Genomic DNA, 17063 nt, shown 5'->3' on the forward strand with positions numbered 1-17063 from the left:
CCTTCGTTTTATGAGAAAACTGCGTCTCTTGTTGTTTCCCTTTGCGGGAGTATATTATTTGGTTACGCTTACGCGAAATAAACTCTTTGATGCTGGAATTTTAGCTTCAAAGCAGTATGATGTTCCGGTAATTTGCATCGGAAATTTAAGCGTGGGTGGTACAGGAAAATCTCCAATGACCGAGTATGTCACGAGACTTCTCAAAAATAATTATAAGATAGCGACCCTTAGTCGTGGCTATGGTCGTACCACAAAAGGCTATAAAGATGTAGCTGCAACGAGTCTAGCTACAGAGGTAGGGGATGAGCCGCTTCAGTTTGCTCAAAAATTTAATGATATTGACGTAGCTGTTTGTGAAAACAGGCAAGTGGGCATTGCTACTTTATTAAATAAAAAACAGACTCCAGAGGTGATAATTCTTGATGACGCATACCAGCACAGAAAGGTTACACCAGGTTTTACAGTATTGCTTACGGCTTACAATGATTTATATAGCAACGACTATTTACTGCCTGCGGGTAATCTTAGAGAGCCTAGATCTGGTTCTCAAAGAGCAGATGTAATTATAGTTACAAAATGCCCTGGGTATTTAAGCAAGGAAGAGCAACATAAAATAAAGAGTAATCTCCAGCCTACTGAAAGACAACAAGTCTTCTTTGCAAAAATCGCATATGATGATTGCGTTTATAGTAAGAGCGGCAGCGCTCAGTTACATAGTTTAAAAGTGCATAATGTGACACTCATAACTGGTATTGCAAACCCAAAACCGCTAGCAGATTATCTCTCTAGCGACGGCTTGTCTTTTGAGCATAAGTCATACGGTGATCATCACAACTTTTCTTCCTCAGAGATTGCAGAGTTAGAAAAGCTGGATTGTATATTAACTACAGAGAAGGATTACGTAAGGTTGCGCCCACAACTTAAGATGAAGCATTTGTATTACTTACCCATAAAAGTCGAGTTTCTGTCAGATAATCAAGTGTTTGATAAGAAGCTTCTAGATTATGTGGCTTCTTTTAGAGAGGAATAAGAGGGGTAGTCACGCTTTCGCGAAAGCGTACAATAGTCTAGTTTAAAACTTTACTGTTTCTAAGACCATTATGAATTTTCTGAAAGAATTCTTCAACCTTGTACGGTTTAGGAATAATATCATTAAATCCTACCGCATAAAAATCATCAATATTTTCATCTATAGTCACTGCAGTAAGTGCAAGAATAGGAATGTCTTTGTTAAAACTGCGTATTTGTTCTGTAGCTTCCATACCGCTTATACCTGGCATATGGATATCCATAAGTATAAGATCATATTTTTCTGTTCTCGCTTTTTCTACTGCTATTTCTCCATTATCTGCAGTGTCACAAGACATCTTGTTTTTTTCAAGAATCTTACGAGTAATCATCTGGTTAATCTTGTTGTCTTCAACCACAAGAATATGACGGTTTTCTAAAGCAACATAATCTATATCATAAATGATATTGTGCGGGTTGTCTTCACCAGGAAGAGCCTGCGTTAAGTTATACTTAAGGTCAAACTTAAAGGTTGTTCCTTTACCGAGCGTACTGTCTAGTGATATTTTACTGTTAAGTAAGTCTAGTAGATTTTTTACAATAGATAACCCTAAACCTGTACCTCCAAATTTTCTGTTTATGGCAACAGATCCTTGAGTGAAGTTCTGGAAAATGGTTTTTTGTTTCTTTTTAGAAATACCTTCACCATTATCTTCTATCTCAAAATGCAATTGTATGTCTGAGTCTCCTTGTGTTATCTTTTGTACTCGTATCCATACGTCTCCATCGCGTGTAAATTTTATGGCATTACCTACTAGGTTTATCAGTATTTGCGAGATCATAAGAGGGTCGCCTAGTACTTCTAGAGGAATATCATTATCTATTTCAAGGTGGAGTTTGTTTCCTTTATCTCTGGCAGACTTCCCTAATGCAAAAAGTACGTCTTCTATACGCTTCTTAAGATTAAAGCTCGTTTCTTCTACTTCTACTTTGTTTGCTTCTAGTTTGTTAAGGTCGAGTATGTTGTTTATTAATGATAATAAATACTCTCCAGAAAACTTGAGTGAGTCAAGGTGTTTTTTCTGTTCTTCTGTAGGATTTTCTGATAGTAATAGGTGGGTGAGACCCGTTACCGCATACATAGGTGTACGTAGCTCGTGAGTAATGGTAGATAAAAATTGAGCTTTTACCGTAGATGCTTTTTCGGCATTATCTCTAGCAATAACAAGCTCGACATTTTTTGCTTGGAGCAGCTCATTTGCTTTTGCTCTTAAGTTATTGTTTTTATAAAGTGATAATGTGAGAAGTGCTAGAATAGAACATAGCGCAATACTGAGGACTAGTGTTAATCGCATTGCTTTAGAGTTGCGATCTTTCTCAATAAGAATATCTTTTTCTAGTTGAGATACCATTGCGTCTAGCTGCTTAGTAGGTCCTTTAGGAAGCCCTTGCTTAGAAGTCGCATTTGCGGTCTGATTTATAGAAGAATAGTACATCGTAAGGTAGTCATTTGCTTCCTTGTAATTTCCTCTTGCCTGTGCAATAAGATGTTTAGTCTTATATAAAGTGTTTGTAATGTTAGGTAAGTCCTTTCCGCTTGCAAAGTTTTCTACCTCAAGTAAAGCTTCATCTGCTTCTTCAAGCCTTCCTATACTAGCTAGACTTACAGATTTATTGCTTAAGGATTGTATTTTTAAGTATTCATTATCTGCATCTATTGCAAATGCTATGCTCTGGTCGTATTCTTGAATAGCATCTATGTGGTTGCCGCTAGATTGTAAAATGTCGCCTTTGAGATTATATAGTTGAGATTTAAGATCATCTCTCTTACTATTTTCTAAAGCGTTAAGTCCTTTGTTAATATTGATATTAGCCTGTTGCTTATTTCCATTTACTAAGGATAGTTGAGTTGCTGTCACATAACTCTGCCCTAATAAGTCTGGGCTGTTTGCTTCTGTTTGGGCCTTAAGGGCTCTTTCATTTTCTTTTTGAGCACTTTCATAGTCGTCAAGCTCAAAATATAGTTTTGCAAGGGTTCCAGATGTGAGTCCTACTCTTTTTGTATGACCTATATCTATAGCAAGGTCTCTAGAATAGTTTAGAATATTTATGGCTTCTTCATAATCACTTTCAGAAACAGCAATTACCGCCCTGTTAAGAAGCGAGTCTATCTTATTGTTTACAAGTGTTTCCTTAATAGTTTCCCGTTTTTGGGCCACGCTTATCGAAGGATAAGTAAGGAGTAATGCAAAAAAGAAACGTACTAAGAGTACATTTACATTCATAGTTTTATTCTAAAAATCTTTCTGCAAGATAAATTATTTTGTAGAAATGTAAAGTATTAAGTCAACTAATCTGCTCGAATATCCCATTTCATTATCATACCAGCCTATTATTTTAACCATCTTTCCTATCACAGAGGTCATCTGAGAGTCAAAAGTGCAGGAGCTTTTGTTTCCTACGATATCAATAGATACTATGGGATCTTCTGTATATGATAAAATGCCTTTAAGTCTGCCATTTGCAGCTGTCTTCATAGCATCATTAACTTCTTTAATAGTGGTATCTTTTTTTACATTAAAAGTGATATCTGTAAGTGACCCATTAGGTACAGGTACACGTATACCACAACCGCCTATTACGTCAGATAGATGAGGGAAGATGCTTGTAAGTGCCTTTGCAGCTCCTGTTGTGGTAGGTACAATGCTCTGTCCTGCTGCGCGAGCTCTCCTTAAATCTCTATGCGGTTGATCGTGTAAGCTTTGATCTGTTGTGTAAGAGTGTATTGTGGTAATGTAAGCCTGCTCGACACCACATAAGTCATCTATAATCTGCACCATAGGAGCAGCATTATTTGTTGTGCAAGAGGCGTTAGATATTATGGTGTCTGTTGTTTTTATATCTTGATGGTTTACTCCCATCACTATCATAGGTATATCTTCATCTACAGGAGGAACACTCAATATAACACGAGTAGCACCCGCGGTAATGTGTTTCTGTAGGTCCTCTCTTTCTTTAAATTTTCCAGTACTTTCAATAACGATGTCTGGCGAGGTGTTTCTCCAGGGTATATTGCTTATATCTCTCTCGTCATATAATGGTATTTCCTTACTGTCTATATGTATAGAGCTTTGTCCAGCACTTATCTCTTTATGTAGTACACCGTGTATGCTATCGTATTTGAGTAAGTGAGAAAGCGTTTTTGCATCTGCAATATCATTTATTGCAACTACTTCCATATCTGGATGTTGCTCTATGAGTCTAAAAACAGTTCTTCCTATACGTCCAAAACCGTTTATAGCAATTTTAAGCTTTGACATAAATCTAGGTAAGGTGTTTCTGAGCCTTGTATGATGAGCGTACTAAAGCACCACTCTCTACGTGACGGAATCCCATCTCTAGACCTATTTTTTCATATTTCTGAAACTGGTCTGGAGTAATAAATTGCTTTACTGGGAGGTGTTTTTTTGAAGGTTGAAGGTATTGACCTATGGTTACAATATCAAGATTTACAGCACGCAGGTCTTTGAGTGTTTGTATCACCTCTTCTTCGGTTTCTCCTAGGCCTAGCATAATACCAGACTTAGTTCTTTTTATGCCACTATCTTTAAGATATTTTAATACACCTAGACTGCGCTCATATTTGGCCTGTATACGTACCTCACGTGTAAGACGTTTTACCGTCTCCATATTATGTGACACCACCTCTGGAGCTACTTGTACAATTCTGTCAAGTAAATCTTCTCTTCCTTGAAAATCTGGAATTAAGGTCTCAAGTGTAGTGTTAGGGTTCATACGTCTTATAGCCTGTACAGTTTCTGCCCAAATTATGGTACCCATATCTTTTATATCATCACGGTCTACAGATGTAATTACCGCGTGTTTGATGTCCATAAGTTTTATAGAACGAGCCACTTTTTCTGGCTCTTCCCAATCTACTTGCTCTGGTCTTCCAGTTTTTACACCACAAAAACCACAAGAGCGTGTACATACGTTACCTAAAATCATAAAGGTAGCGGTGCCCTCACTCCAGCACTCACCCATATTTGGGCAGCTTCCAGATGTACAAATGGTATTAAGACTGTATTTATCTACAAGACTACGTAGATCTGTATATTTCTTACCTGTAGGGAGTTTTACTCGTAGCCATTTTGGCTTTGCAACTCGCTCTGGTTTTGTAATTGTTAGTTCTTCTTGCATAGCATTTTTTCAAGCGTTACAAAGATAGTAAATAAAGAAATGAGAGGTGTTACGCTTTCGCGAAAGCGCAATACTAATACAGTAACTGTATTTCTTTTAAATCATACTCATTTACAACTTCATCTTCTTGGAGTAAAATTAACTTACCGGTCTCAGAAACTCCTTTTATGATACCGACAAATTGTGTGCCATCTGAAGCTATAAATGTAGCAGGTTTGTCTTTTTTGAAGAGATGTGCCTCGTAGTCCCTTTTTATAGTTTCAAATTCTCCTTTTATGAGTAAATCTACATAATGGTGAAACTGGGTGAGGAGCATAGATAAGATTTCTTCTAGATCAAAGTGTATCCCAGTTCTTGCTTTTATGCTGGTTGCTCTAGGCGTGTCTTTCCATTCGGTTTGATTTACATTAAGACCCACACCTAGAATCATAGCATCTAGTTTTCCTCTTTTTATGACACTCTCTATGAGAATACCACATATTTTGTCGTTATCTGTCAATATGTCGTTAGGCCACTTGACACGTACATTTTTAATCAAAAGTTTTGAAAGCACATCTTTTACAGCTAGTGAGGCTGCCATAAGTGCATAAAATTGCTCACTTATTGTAATGCGCTTTACTTTTCTAAAAACGCTGAAGGTTAGGTTTTTACCGCTTTCTGCGCTCCAGGTGGTGCCCATTTGGCCTCTTCCGGCAGTTTGCTCAAGCGCCCATACCACAATGTCTTCTTGCGCATCTTCTTCTTTAGAAATACGTTTGAGGTAACTGTTTGTAGAGTCGATGGTATGGAGTTTGTCTATGCGCATATGGAAAACACCTAGTCTAAACTTGTGTTAAGACCGCAGAGTAATGTAAATTTGTAATAACTTTGTGTAAATTAAAGAATTTAATGGCAAATAAGGAAAAGAACACAGATCAATTGATAGCGAAAATTGTTGAGGGAATTGAAGATGTGAAAGGTCAAAATATTGATATACTAGATCTTAGAGAGATAGAAAATACGGTTTGTGATTATTTTATCATTTGTGACGGTACTTCAAACACGCAAGTAGGGGCGATAGTAAGCTCTATACAAAAAACGGCAAGTAAAGCCCTGCAAGAAAAAGCGTGGCACATAGAGGGTACAGAAAACCAAGAGTGGGTACTTATGGATTACGTAAACGTAGTTGTGCACGTATTTCAAAAACACATTCGTGAGTTTTATGATATAGAAAGCCTCTGGGGAGATGCAAAGATTACTTCAATCCCATCCAATTACTAAAAATTATTAAATGGCTAAAGAAGAAAAGAAAAATAGCGGCACGCCGCCAAATAAACCTAAATTTAGTTCATACTGGATTTATGGTCTTATCGTAGTGATTTTTATTGCTATAAGTATGCTTACAGGTAGCACTGGTATAGGTGAGGCAAAAAAAACATCTTTATATCAATTTGAGCAATACTTACAAGATGGTGATGTAGAGCGTGTAGAAATTGTAAATAAAAATTCTGTAAAAGTTTATTTAACTAAGGAAGCAGAGTCTAAAGAAGTTCATAACAAAGGGCGTGGTACTGGATTCTTTAAGCCAGCAGCAGGAGCGCCAGACTATCGCTTTGAGATAGGAGATCTTCAAAACTTTGAAAATGATATAAATGAGATTATAGATACAAACAGTCTTGATACACGTGTGTCATACGAGACTGAGGGAGATATGTGGGGTTTACTTGCTAGCTTCTTACCATTTATCTTAATCATCGGGTTGTGGATTTTCATTATGCGTCGTATGTCTTCTGGAGGAGGAGGAGGCCCAGGAGGTCAAATCTTTAACATAGGGAAGTCTAAGGCAAAACTCTTTGATGAGAAAACAGATATTAAAACTACATTTAAGGATGTAGCTGGTCTTGAAGGAGCAAAAGAAGAAATACAGGAGATTGTAGATTTTTTAAAAAATCCAGAAAAGTATACAAGCCTAGGTGGTAAAATTCCTAAAGGAGCATTGCTTGTAGGGCAACCAGGTACTGGTAAGACTTTGCTGGCAAAAGCAGTAGCAGGAGAGGCAAAAGTGCCATTTTTCTCACTATCAGGTTCTGACTTTGTAGAGATGTTTGTAGGTGTAGGGGCATCACGTGTACGTGATCTCTTTAAACAAGCCAAAGAAAAGTCTCCAGCTATTATTTTTATAGATGAAATAGATGCAATAGGTCGTGCTCGTGGAAAAAATAATTTTTCTGGAGGTAATGATGAGCGTGAGAACACACTTAACCAACTTCTTACTGAGATGGACGGTTTTGGTACAAACACAAATGTGATTGTACTCGCTGCAACAAACAGGGCAGATGTATTAGATAAAGCACTTATGCGTGCAGGTCGTTTTGATAGACAGATTTATGTAGATCTTCCAGATGTACGTGAGCGTAAAGAAATTTTTGAAGTACACCTTCGTCCACTCAAAAAGGTTGATGAAGAGCTTGATGTAGATTTTCTTGCAAAGCAAACGCCAGGTTTCTCTGGTGCAGATATTGCAAATATGTGTAACGAGGCAGCACTTATCGCTGCTCGTAAAAGCAAGAAGGCAGTAGGTAAACAAGACTTCTTAGATGCAGTAGATCGTATTGTAGGTGGTCTTGAGAAGAAAAATAAAATAATCACTCCAGATGAGAAACGTGCAATTGCATTTCACGAAGCTGGACACGCAACAGTGAGCTGGATGCTTGAGCACGCAGCGCCGCTTGTAAAAGTGACAATTGTCCCTAGAGGGCAATCTCTAGGAGCAGCTTGGTATCTTCCAGAAGAGCGCTTAATCGTACGTCCAGAGCAAATGCTAGATGAGATGTGTGCAGCTTTAGGTGGTCGTGCAGCAGAAAAAGTGATCTTTAATAAAATATCTACTGGTGCTCTTAGTGATCTTGAAAAAGTTACAAAGCAAGCCAGAATGATGGTGACAGTTTACGGTCTTAATGATAAAGTAGGTAACCTTACTTATTACGATTCTACAGGGCAGTCTGATAATGGGTTTACAAAACCATATAGTGAGCAAACAGCAGAGCTTATTGATAAAGAAATCTCAAATATTATAGAGGAGCAATATCAACGCGCTATAGACCTGCTTACAAATGAAAAGGAGAAACTCACTCAACTAGCAGAGTTATTGCTAGAAAAAGAGGTAATCTTTAAGGATAATCTTGAAGATATTTTTGGAGAACGCCCTTTCGGGAAAATAGAAGACGAAGTAGAACCTGTAGTTTAAAGAGCTAGACACGTTCTTTAACTATAAAAGTCAAAAAATCTTGATTGCGCCAAAGGTTCAGTCAAGATTTTTTATATTTGACTATTACACCAAAAGAGTTGAGAAAACCTATAGATGAGTCTATTTAGAAAAATCTTCGGAAGTACATCAAACGTTGACAACCCCCGTCAGAATAAAGAAGAGGAAGCGCGCAGTAAGTATATGCCAGACATAGACACTCCTGCAGACGAGCGTTTTACAAAAAACTTTATTCTTAACGGAGGGCGTTTTTTGTATGCTCTTAATAGAGAGGAGATTAATGATAATTTTGACAATATTCTTTTAGAAAACGATTGGTATGAAAGTAATGTCTTTTGTACAGATAGTAATTTAAAGAAAGCTTTTGGTGGTTATAATTTGGATTTTGGTACAGATAGAGAGGCTTCATTCTTCTTGACCACTTGCGAGAGTTTAGTGGCAAATGATGGTTCTTTATTAGTTTGTTCAAAACAACTTAAAGAACTTAAACTACACGATTTGCCAAAAGATGTAATCGTCTTTGGAACAACTAGCCAGATTGTAAATACTATAGGTGAAGGATTACGCCTCATAAAAAACAGAAATGCAGGAGGTATACCTACTAATATCACTACTATCAAAAACTTTCAGAGTAAAGGAAATGATAAGAATTTTATGACCTATGGTAGTAGTACAAAAAATGTATATCTACTCTTGCTAGAAGATCTTTAGTATGCGAGAAGTTTTAATCCGAGCACTCTCAGGGCTACTTTATGTCACCCTGTTACTGTTAGCTATTTTTTCATTAGAAACCACCTATCTCCTAGTATTTTTAGGTTTGGGTATAGTGGTGCTATTTGAGTTTTTAAAACTTGTAGGCATTAAGTCATTGTTGCCATATGTTTTTCTTTTTGCTTGTGTAGCTGTCTTTTGTTATTTCAAACTAGATAGGCTCGCAACACTTATATTTTTAGCACTTACTATCACAGTTAACTTATACCTCATTAAAAACCTTATACGCCCATCAGAGCGTTATATTACGGTTTCTCAGAAGTATGCTTACACTGTATTTTATATCGTGGGTGGTGTGGTTTTTACCATATTATTACCGTCGTATAGAGGAGAGTATACGTCACTTCTTGTGGCAAGCGTTTTTGCTTTAATCTGGATAAACGATACCTTTGCATTTATTGTGGGTAAGAGTATTGGTAAGCACAAACTCTTAGAGCGCATATCACCTAAAAAGACTATAGAAGGATTTGTAGGTGGTCTTGTGTTTTGCTGCTTAGCGAGTTTGTTATTTTATTATTTTACAGACTTACTAAGTTTAAAGTTGTGGATTACTATTGCTCTAGTGACTTCGGTTTTTGGAACCTTAGGAGATTTGATACAATCACAGCTTAAGCGCCAGGCTGGAGTGAAGGATAGTGGTCGTATTATGCCTGGCCACGGAGGATTATATGATAGGTTAGATAGTATCATATTTGCAGCACCATTTTTATACTTATTTTTAATTGTACTTGACTATGTTCCATAAAGAAGGATATAAGATTATTGTAATAGCATTAGTGATTTTTACAGGCCTTATCTTGCTTGCAAATAAGTTTCTTGAGAAGAACTGGTTATTTTATGTAGTAGCTTTAGTGCTAGGAGTATTGTTATATCTTATACTTCAGTTTTTTAGAAATCCAGATCGTACAGCGCCTTTAGATTCTAATGTAATCACATCACCAGTAGATGGTAAGGTGGTTGTAATAGAAGAGGTGTATGAAGCAGAATACTTTAAGGATAAACGTCTTCAAGTCTCTGTGTTTATGTCGCCGCTTAATGTGCACGTAACACGATACCCATCTGGAGGAAAGATTGCATATAGTAAATACCACCCAGGAAAATATCTTGTAGCCTGGCACCCTAAATCTAGTACAGAAAATGAGCGTACAACCGTAGTGGTAAGTACAGAAAAGTTTGGTGATGTTCTTTATCGTCAGATTGCTGGTGCGCTAGCAAAGCGTATCATTAATTATGCAGAAGAAGGGCAAATGGTACAGCAAGGTGAAGATAGTGGGTTTATACGTTTTGGCTCTCGTGTAGATCTATATTTACCTATTGGGACAAAATTAGACGTAGAGCTTAATCAAGTAGTAAAAGGAGCGCAATCGGTAATAGCATCAATATAATGGATAAGAAGGTACTTCATAAAGAGTTTGAAGATGCCTTCCGTAGGGTGAGTAATTCTTCTCAAGAATTTCCGCCAGATGTATTGCTGCAGTTTTATGCGCTATACAAACAAGCTACGCAAAAGAACACCTTTAGTCATAATGAAGGTGAACACGAGCTTGTGAGTGCTTTTAAAATCAACGCGCTACTTCAGGTAAAAGGTATGACGGAAGATGAAGCAATGGAGGCTTATGTAGAAGCTGCAAAGAAGTACCTTTAACAAGAAAAATAACATAAATAAAAAGGCGTCTAAATAATTTTAGACGCCTTTTTTATGTGATATATGTAAGTCTATTAAGACAAACTAGCCAGTCGCTTTTCTAGCGCTTCTATTTTTGCTTCGGCATCTGCCATCTTTTGTTTTTCGATAGCGACCACCTTCTCTGGTGCGTTGCTTACAAAACGCTCATTAGATAGCTTTTTTGAAACCGACATTAAGAATCCTTTTGTGTATTTAAGTTCTTCCTCAATTTTTGCAACTTCGGCTTCTACGTCAATAGCTCCCGCAAGAGGTATGAAGTACTCATTAGATTTTACTCTAAAAGATAGTGCTCCGTCTAGTGGCGCTTTCGCGAAAGCGATCTCACTCACATTACCTAGTTTTGAGATGATACTATTGTAATCACTAGAAACTTCTTCATTGCTTAGAACGTGTACTTCTATAGCGTCTTTAAAAGCGATGTTTTTACTTTTTCTAATAGTTCGTATACCTGAAATCACTTGTGAGGCGTAGTCAAAATCTGCAATGATTTTTTCATTTACCGCACCACCTTCTGGCCATTTATTGATAATCAAAGCCTCTTCTGGAGTACGCGTAGCGATAGTCTGCCAGATCTCTTCAGATGCAAATGGAATAAATGGGTGAAGTATGCGTAGGTTATTTTCAAAAGCTGCAATTACCGCGTCATAGGTCTTACGATCTATAGGTTGCTGGTATGCTGGTTTTATAATTTCTAGTAACCACCCGCAGAAGTCGTTCCATACCACTTTATAACTCGCCATAAGTGCGTCTGAGATACGGTACTTTGAGAAGTGATCTTCTATCTCTAGAAGTGTTTGGTTAAAACGGTTTGTATACCACTCAATACCTTGCGCGCTATGTGCTGGTTGTGGTATAGTCTCGTCTATCTCCCATCCCTGTATGAGGCTAAAAGCGCTCAAGTTTTTCTTGATAAATCCTTTTCCTTGTTTAAGAAGATCTTCGTCAAACATAAGGTCGTTACCGGCAGCACTACTTAATAATAGTCCTACGCGCACACCATCTGCTCCATATTCTTTAATGAGTTCTAGTGCATCTGGTGAGTTACCTAGTGACTTAGACATCTTGCGACGCTGCTTGTCACGTACTAAACCTGTGAGGTAAACATTTTGGAAAGGTCTTTTATCTGTGTACTCATATCCCGCTATGATCATACGCGCTACCCAGAAGAATAAAATATCTGGTCCCGTCACAAGATCATTAGTAGGGTAGTAGTAGTTAAACTCCTCGTTATCTGGATTACGTACTCCGTCAAAAACACTCATAGGCCATAACCAAGAGCTGAACCAAGTGTCCATAGCATCTTCGTCTTGGCGTAAATCTTCGGCAGTGAGGGAATCGTTTCCGGTACGCTTTCGCGAAAGCGTAACAGCATCCTCAATAGATTCGGCAACTACAAAATCTTCCTTTCCTTCTCCATAGAAGTAAGCAGGAATTTGCTGTCCCCACCATAGCTGGCGAGAGATGTTCCAGTCACGTATGTTCTCCATCCAGTGACGGTAGGTATTTTCAAACTTCTTAGGAAATAACTTTACATCCCCAGTTTCTAGTACGGCTTTTATGGCAGGCTTTACAAGCTCTTCCATTTTAAGGAACCACTGGTCTGATAGTCTAGGCTCTATTACTGCCTTTGTACGCTCAGATGTTCCTACTTTATTAATGTGGTTTTCTGTCTTTACCAGAGCACCTAGTTCTTCAAGTTCTTTTTTTATAGCCTTGCGCACTACAAAACGATCTTGACCTTCATAGTGAAGCCCAAAACTGTTAAGAGAAGCGTCATCATTAAAGATGTCTGTTACTTCTAGCTTATGCTTGTCACCAAGCATCTTGTCATTCTCATCGTGTGCTGGTGTTACCTTAAGGCAACCTGTACCAAACTCAAGATCTACATACTCGTCTTCTATAATAGGAATCACGCGACCACTTATAGGTACAATGGCTTTCTTCCCTTTAAGATGTGTGAAGCGCTCGTCATTTGGGTTAATACAAATCGCTGTATCGCCAAAAATAGTCTCTGGTCTTGTAGTTGCTATTGTTAATAACTCCTCAGATCCTTCTAGTTTATAATTTATGTAATAGAGTAAGCCTTGTCGCTCTTCGTGTATTACCTCCTCGTCAGAAAGCGTGGTTTTTGCTTCTGGATCCCAGTTTACCATACGGTAACCGCGATATATCAATCCTTTATTATAAAGATCTACAAATGTTTTTATAACAGACTCAGACATTGCTGGGTCCATAGTAAAAGCTGTGCGCTCCCAGTCGCAAGAGGCTCCTAGTTTTTTAAGTTGGTCAAGTATAACGCCGCCATATTCTTCTTTCCATTCCCAGGCGTGGGCGAGAAATTCCTCACGAGTAAGGTCAGATTTTTTGATGCCTTGCTCTTTAAGTCTTGCAACTACCTTTGCCTCTGTAGCAATAGATGCGTGGTCTGTACCAGGTACCCAGCACGCATTTTTACCTAGTAATCTTGCACGACGTATTAATACGTCTTGTATCGTGTTGTTAAGCATATGTCCCATATGTAAGACACCTGTCACGTTAGGAGGTGGGATTACAATGGTGTATGGTTCTCTATCATCTGGTGTAGAATGGAAATAATTATGCTCCATCCAGTAGCTGTACCACTTATCTTCTACCTGTGTAGAATCATATTTTGACGCTATGCTCATAGTTTGGTCTGATTATTGTCTTATAGATGGCAAAAGTAGGGATAACAGTAGGATTAATATATAGTCTACGTGCTATTTTTGGTACATATGTACGTTATCGTCACGTGTTAATGTTAATATCATTTTTTGGCAGGCAGGTATTTTGTGACTACATTTGAATTCCCTCAAATATTTAAAATTATGAAAAAGGTACTATTTTTATTTGTCGCTATGCTTCTAGTAGTAAGCGTTCAAGCACAAGAGAAAAGAGCTGAAATCACTTTTGATTCAGAAGTTGTAGATTATGGTGAGGTAGATTATGGTGCAGATGGTGTACGTAAGTTTACATTTACAAATACAGGAGATGATGTACTTATCGTAGCAAGAGTATACTCTACTTGCGGTTGTACAATACCTAAAAAACCAGAAAACCCTATCCAGCCAGGAGAAAAAGGTGAGATAGAAGTAAAGTATGATACTAAGCGCCCTGGACCTATTAGAAAAACGATAACAGTTTATTCTAATGCATCTGAGGTTCCGCAAAGTCTTAAGATTAAAGGAACAGTAAAGCCAGAGGCTGGAGAGTAACATTACTTTAAACAAAGCAACTAAAGACCGTTTTATAGCGGTCTTTTTTTATGCGCTTTCGCGAAAGCAAAATACCCTCCTTCTAGTTTTAAAAACCACAATAATTTCCTCATTTTTGTATAAAAAAATATTCAATGCCAGCAATATCAAAGAAGGGGCTCGCAATGCCTCAATCGCCTATACGTAAACTCGTACCTTTTGCAGAAGGAGCAAAGGCTAGAGGAATAAAAATTCACCAACTTAACATCGGTCAGCCAGATATCAAGACGCCACAAGTAGCGCTAGATGCTGTAAAGAATAATGATCTTGAAGTTTTAGCATATAGTCACAGTGCAGGATTTCAGTCTTATAGAGATAAGCTAGCTAGCTATTATAGCAACCACGGTATAGATGTCTCGTCTGAAGATATTATCATATCTACCGGAGGATCTGAAGCCTTATTATTTGCAATGGGATCTGTTACAGACCCAGGAGATGAGATTATAATACCAGAGCCTTTTTATGCAAACTACAACGGTTTTGCAACGGCGAGTGGTGTTAAGGTTGTACCTGTAATATCTACACTAGAAGAGGGATTTGCTTTGCCTCCTATATCAGATTTTGAGAAGTTAATCTCAGATAAAACAAAGGCTATCGTTATCTGTAACCCGGGTAACCCTACTGGATATTTATACTCAGAAGATGAGATACGCCAGCTTGCAGAGCTTGTAAAGAAGCACGACCTATTCCTCATTGCAGATGAGGTATATCGTGAGTTTGCTTACGACGGTCATAAGCATCACTCAGTGATGAAGCAGCGTGATATAGATGCTCATACTATTATGATAGACTCTGTGTCAAAACGTTTCTCGATGTGTGGCGCTCGTATAGGATGTATCGTAAGTCGCAATAAAGAACTTATGAGCACAGCGATGAAGTTTGCACAAGCACGTTTAAGTCCTCCTACATTTGCACAAATCGCATCTGAGGCGGCATTAGACACACCTCAATCATACTTTGACGATGTAATAGAAGAGTATGTATCAAGAAGAAATACACTGGTAGCAGGACTAGAAGCAATACCTGGAGTAAAAGTGGCAAAACCTAAAGGTGCCTTTTACTGTATTGCAGAGTTGCCTATAAAAAATGCAGATGCCTTTGCACAGTGGTTACTAGAGTCTTATGATCTAGATGGAAAAACCATTATGGTTGCACCAGCAGCAGGTTTTTACAGCAGTGATAATGTAGGTCTTAATCAAGTGAGAATTGCCTATGTGCTAGAAGAAAACCATCTTAAAGAAGCAGTTACTATTCTTAAAGCTGCTTTAGAACAATACCAAGATTAATGACAGTACAAGAAAACGTATCGCTTAAGGCATACAATACCTTCGGTATAGATGTAAACGCTCGCTTTTTTGCGAGCGTTTCTTCTGTAGAGCAATTGCAAGAGTTGCTGGGAGATGCTAGATATCCTGATCCTTTTGTTATAGGCGGAGGGAGTAATATGTTACTCACACAAGATGTAAATAGACTTGTGATACATCTCGATATTAAAGGTATATCACTTATTGATGATTCGTTTTCAAAAAATGAAGTACTACTCAAAGTTGCTGGTGGCGAAAACTGGCACGAGTTTGTACTCTATTGTGTAGCACATAATCTGGGAGGTGTAGAAAACCTATCGCTTATCCCTGGTAATGTAGGTACATCACCAGTGCAAAATATAGGTGCCTACGGTGTAGAGCTTAAAGATACTTTTTATGAGTGCGAGGCTGTGCATAGAGACACACAAGAAGTGAGGGTGTTTTCGCTAGAAGATTGTGCTTTTGGCTATCGTGATTCGGTATTTAAAAATGAGCTTAAGGATGCCTACGTCATTACCTCTGTCACCTTTAAACTCACAAAGAGCAATCATAATATAAATACTGACTACGGTGCTATTTTTGACACGCTTAAAGCGAAAGAAATCACAGCACCTACATTAAAAGACGTGTCAGATGCTGTAATAGCTATCAGGCAGTCTAAGCTTCCAGATCCTAATAAAATAGGCAACAGCGGTTCCTTCTTTAAGAATCCAGTGATCTCCCAAGCGCAGTTTACTCAACTTAGAAAAGTGCATACAGAAATCCCTTTTTATCCCATAGGCAATGAGCAAATTAAGGTGCCCGCTGGGTGGCTTATCGAGCAAGCAGGCTTTAAGGGGAAACGCTTTGGCGATGCTGGTATACACGATAGGCAAGCTCTAGTACTCGTAAATCACGGCAATGCTACAGGTCAAGAAGTGTGGGCAGTTGCAATGAAAGTACAAGCGGCAGTAGAGGAGAAGTTTGGGATAAAGATTGTTCCAGAGGTGAATGTGATATGATTACGCTTTCGCGAAAGCGTAAAAAAAGCCCCACTCGCGTGAGGCCTCCAACTAAACTAAACTTTAGTTGCTAGGTGTTAGCACTTTATCTACCACGTGTATGATGCCATTTTTCCCATTGATATCGGTCTTAGTGAGAAGCGAAGTGTGACCCGCTGTATCTGTAATTGCTATTTTATTATCCTTTAAGGTAGCCACGAGCTGCTGGCCATTTACTGTCTGTAATGTAAAACTGCCATTTTCTACATTTATTTTATTTATTATTTCTGTCTCGGTTAGTGATCCGGCTATTACGTGATATAACAGAATAGATGCGAGCGTTGCTTTATTTTCTGGGTTGAGAAGGGTTGCTAATTGTTTGGGAGGTAGTTTATCAAACGCTTCATTGGTAGGGGCAAATATGGTGTATGGTCCATCTTCTTTAAGTTTTGATACAAGCCCTGCAGCTTTTATGGTGGTAACGAGTGTTGTGTGGTCTGATGAGGTTACGATAATGTCTACAATATCAGATTGTGCGTAGCTACTTATTGATAATGAGATGATTATAAAGAGCGTAATATTTTTTAAGAACTGCAT

16 protein-coding genes are annotated in these 17063 nt (G+C 38.2%); 10 read left to right on the top strand and 6 right to left on the bottom strand.

Annotated features, from left to right (window positions below):
• Window positions 1–10: 10 nt before the first annotated feature.
• Entirely contained in the window at window positions 11–1030 is a 1020-nt protein-coding gene (gene lpxK, locus ACJJVM_RS11140; protein ID WP_405211712.1) for a tetraacyldisaccharide 4'-kinase, read from the top strand.
• Between the two features lie 37 nt (window positions 1031–1067).
• Here lpxK and ACJJVM_RS11145 read toward each other — a convergent pair whose 3' ends face one another.
• The 4 genes from ACJJVM_RS11145 to ACJJVM_RS11160 all read right to left on the bottom strand — a co-directional run bounded on the left by ACJJVM_RS11145 (window position 1068) and on the right by ACJJVM_RS11160 (window position 6013).
• Entirely contained in the window at window positions 1068–3293 is a 2226-nt protein-coding gene (locus ACJJVM_RS11145; RefSeq protein ID WP_405211713.1) for a response regulator, read from the bottom strand.
• A gap of 33 nt (window positions 3294–3326) precedes the next feature.
• Window positions 3327–4328, bottom strand: a complete 1002-nt coding sequence (gene gap, locus ACJJVM_RS11150) for a type I glyceraldehyde-3-phosphate dehydrogenase (protein WP_405211714.1) — start codon at window positions 4326–4328, stop codon at window positions 3327–3329.
• A 4-nt stretch (window positions 4329–4332) separates the two neighbouring features.
• Window positions 4333–5208 carry a lipoyl synthase gene (gene lipA, locus ACJJVM_RS11155; protein ID WP_299149872.1) on the bottom strand — a complete coding sequence of 292 codons (876 nt, stop codon included), beginning with the start codon at window positions 5206–5208 and terminating at the stop codon, window positions 4333–4335.
• A gap of 73 nt (window positions 5209–5281) precedes the next feature.
• Window positions 5282–6013, bottom strand: coding sequence for a biotin--[acetyl-CoA-carboxylase] ligase (locus tag ACJJVM_RS11160; protein ID WP_298347694.1), 732 nt, complete (start codon window positions 6011–6013; stop codon window positions 5282–5284).
• 83 nt (window positions 6014–6096) lie between these two features.
• Between ACJJVM_RS11160 and rsfS the strand changes: the two genes are divergently transcribed.
• The 6 genes from rsfS (at window position 6097) to ACJJVM_RS11190 (ending at window position 10868) form a co-directional block, all read left to right on the top strand.
• Window positions 6097–6468 carry a ribosome silencing factor gene (gene rsfS, locus ACJJVM_RS11165; RefSeq protein ID WP_035325363.1) on the top strand — a complete coding sequence of 124 codons (372 nt, stop codon included), beginning with the start codon at window positions 6097–6099 and terminating at the stop codon, window positions 6466–6468.
• Window positions 6469–6478: 10 nt separating this feature from the next.
• Window positions 6479–8434, top strand: coding sequence for an ATP-dependent zinc metalloprotease FtsH (gene ftsH / locus ACJJVM_RS11170; RefSeq protein ID WP_299149868.1), 1956 nt, complete (start codon window positions 6479–6481; stop codon window positions 8432–8434).
• A 114-nt stretch (window positions 8435–8548) separates the two neighbouring features.
• Window positions 8549–9163, top strand: coding sequence for an LUD domain-containing protein (locus tag ACJJVM_RS11175; RefSeq protein ID WP_298347699.1), 615 nt, complete (start codon window positions 8549–8551; stop codon window positions 9161–9163).
• 1 nt (window position 9164) lies between these two features.
• On the top strand, window positions 9165–9968 hold the full coding sequence (locus ACJJVM_RS11180) for a phosphatidate cytidylyltransferase (protein WP_405211715.1): 804 nt from the start codon (window positions 9165–9167) through the stop codon (window positions 9966–9968).
• Window positions 9958–10608, top strand: coding sequence for a phosphatidylserine decarboxylase family protein (locus ACJJVM_RS11185; protein WP_035335860.1), 651 nt, complete (start codon window positions 9958–9960; stop codon window positions 10606–10608). The genes ACJJVM_RS11180 and ACJJVM_RS11185 overlap by 11 nt, the downstream gene beginning before the upstream one ends.
• Window positions 10608–10868 carry an acyl-CoA-binding protein gene (locus ACJJVM_RS11190; protein ID WP_021778295.1) on the top strand — a complete coding sequence of 87 codons (261 nt, stop codon included), beginning with the start codon at window positions 10608–10610 and terminating at the stop codon, window positions 10866–10868. Before ACJJVM_RS11185 ends, ACJJVM_RS11190 begins: the two co-directional genes overlap by 1 nt.
• 74 nt (window positions 10869–10942) lie before the next feature.
• Here ACJJVM_RS11190 and ACJJVM_RS11195 read toward each other — a convergent pair whose 3' ends face one another.
• Entirely contained in the window at window positions 10943–13576 is a 2634-nt protein-coding gene (locus ACJJVM_RS11195; protein ID WP_405211716.1) for a valine--tRNA ligase, read from the bottom strand.
• 180 nt (window positions 13577–13756) lie between these two features.
• Between ACJJVM_RS11195 and ACJJVM_RS11200 the strand changes: the two genes are divergently transcribed.
• The 3 genes from ACJJVM_RS11200 to murB all read left to right on the top strand — a co-directional run bounded on the left by ACJJVM_RS11200 (window position 13757) and on the right by murB (window position 16487).
• The gene (locus ACJJVM_RS11200) at window positions 13757–14143 is read left to right on the top strand and encodes a DUF1573 domain-containing protein (protein ID WP_299149858.1); all 387 of its coding nucleotides are present in this window, start codon (window positions 13757–13759) and stop codon (window positions 14141–14143) included.
• Window positions 14144–14277: 134 nt separating this feature from the next.
• Window positions 14278–15468 (top strand): pyridoxal phosphate-dependent aminotransferase, encoded by a 1191-nt coding sequence (locus tag ACJJVM_RS11205; RefSeq protein WP_298347710.1) that lies wholly within the window; start codon window positions 14278–14280, stop codon window positions 15466–15468.
• Window positions 15468–16487, top strand: a complete 1020-nt coding sequence (murB, locus tag ACJJVM_RS11210; protein ID WP_405211717.1) for a UDP-N-acetylmuramate dehydrogenase — start codon at window positions 15468–15470, stop codon at window positions 16485–16487. The genes ACJJVM_RS11205 and murB overlap by 1 nt, the downstream gene beginning before the upstream one ends.
• A 63-nt stretch (window positions 16488–16550) precedes the next feature.
• Here the strand turns inward: murB and ACJJVM_RS11215 are convergent, their stop codons facing one another.
• Window positions 16551–17063 carry a fasciclin domain-containing protein gene (locus tag ACJJVM_RS11215; RefSeq protein WP_405211718.1) on the bottom strand — a complete coding sequence of 171 codons (513 nt, stop codon included), beginning with the start codon at window positions 17061–17063 and terminating at the stop codon, window positions 16551–16553.

The sequence above is a fragment of the Dokdonia sp. Asnod2-E02 genome, assembly GCF_045063915.1.
GTDB lineage: Bacteria > Bacteroidota > Bacteroidia > Flavobacteriales > Flavobacteriaceae > Dokdonia.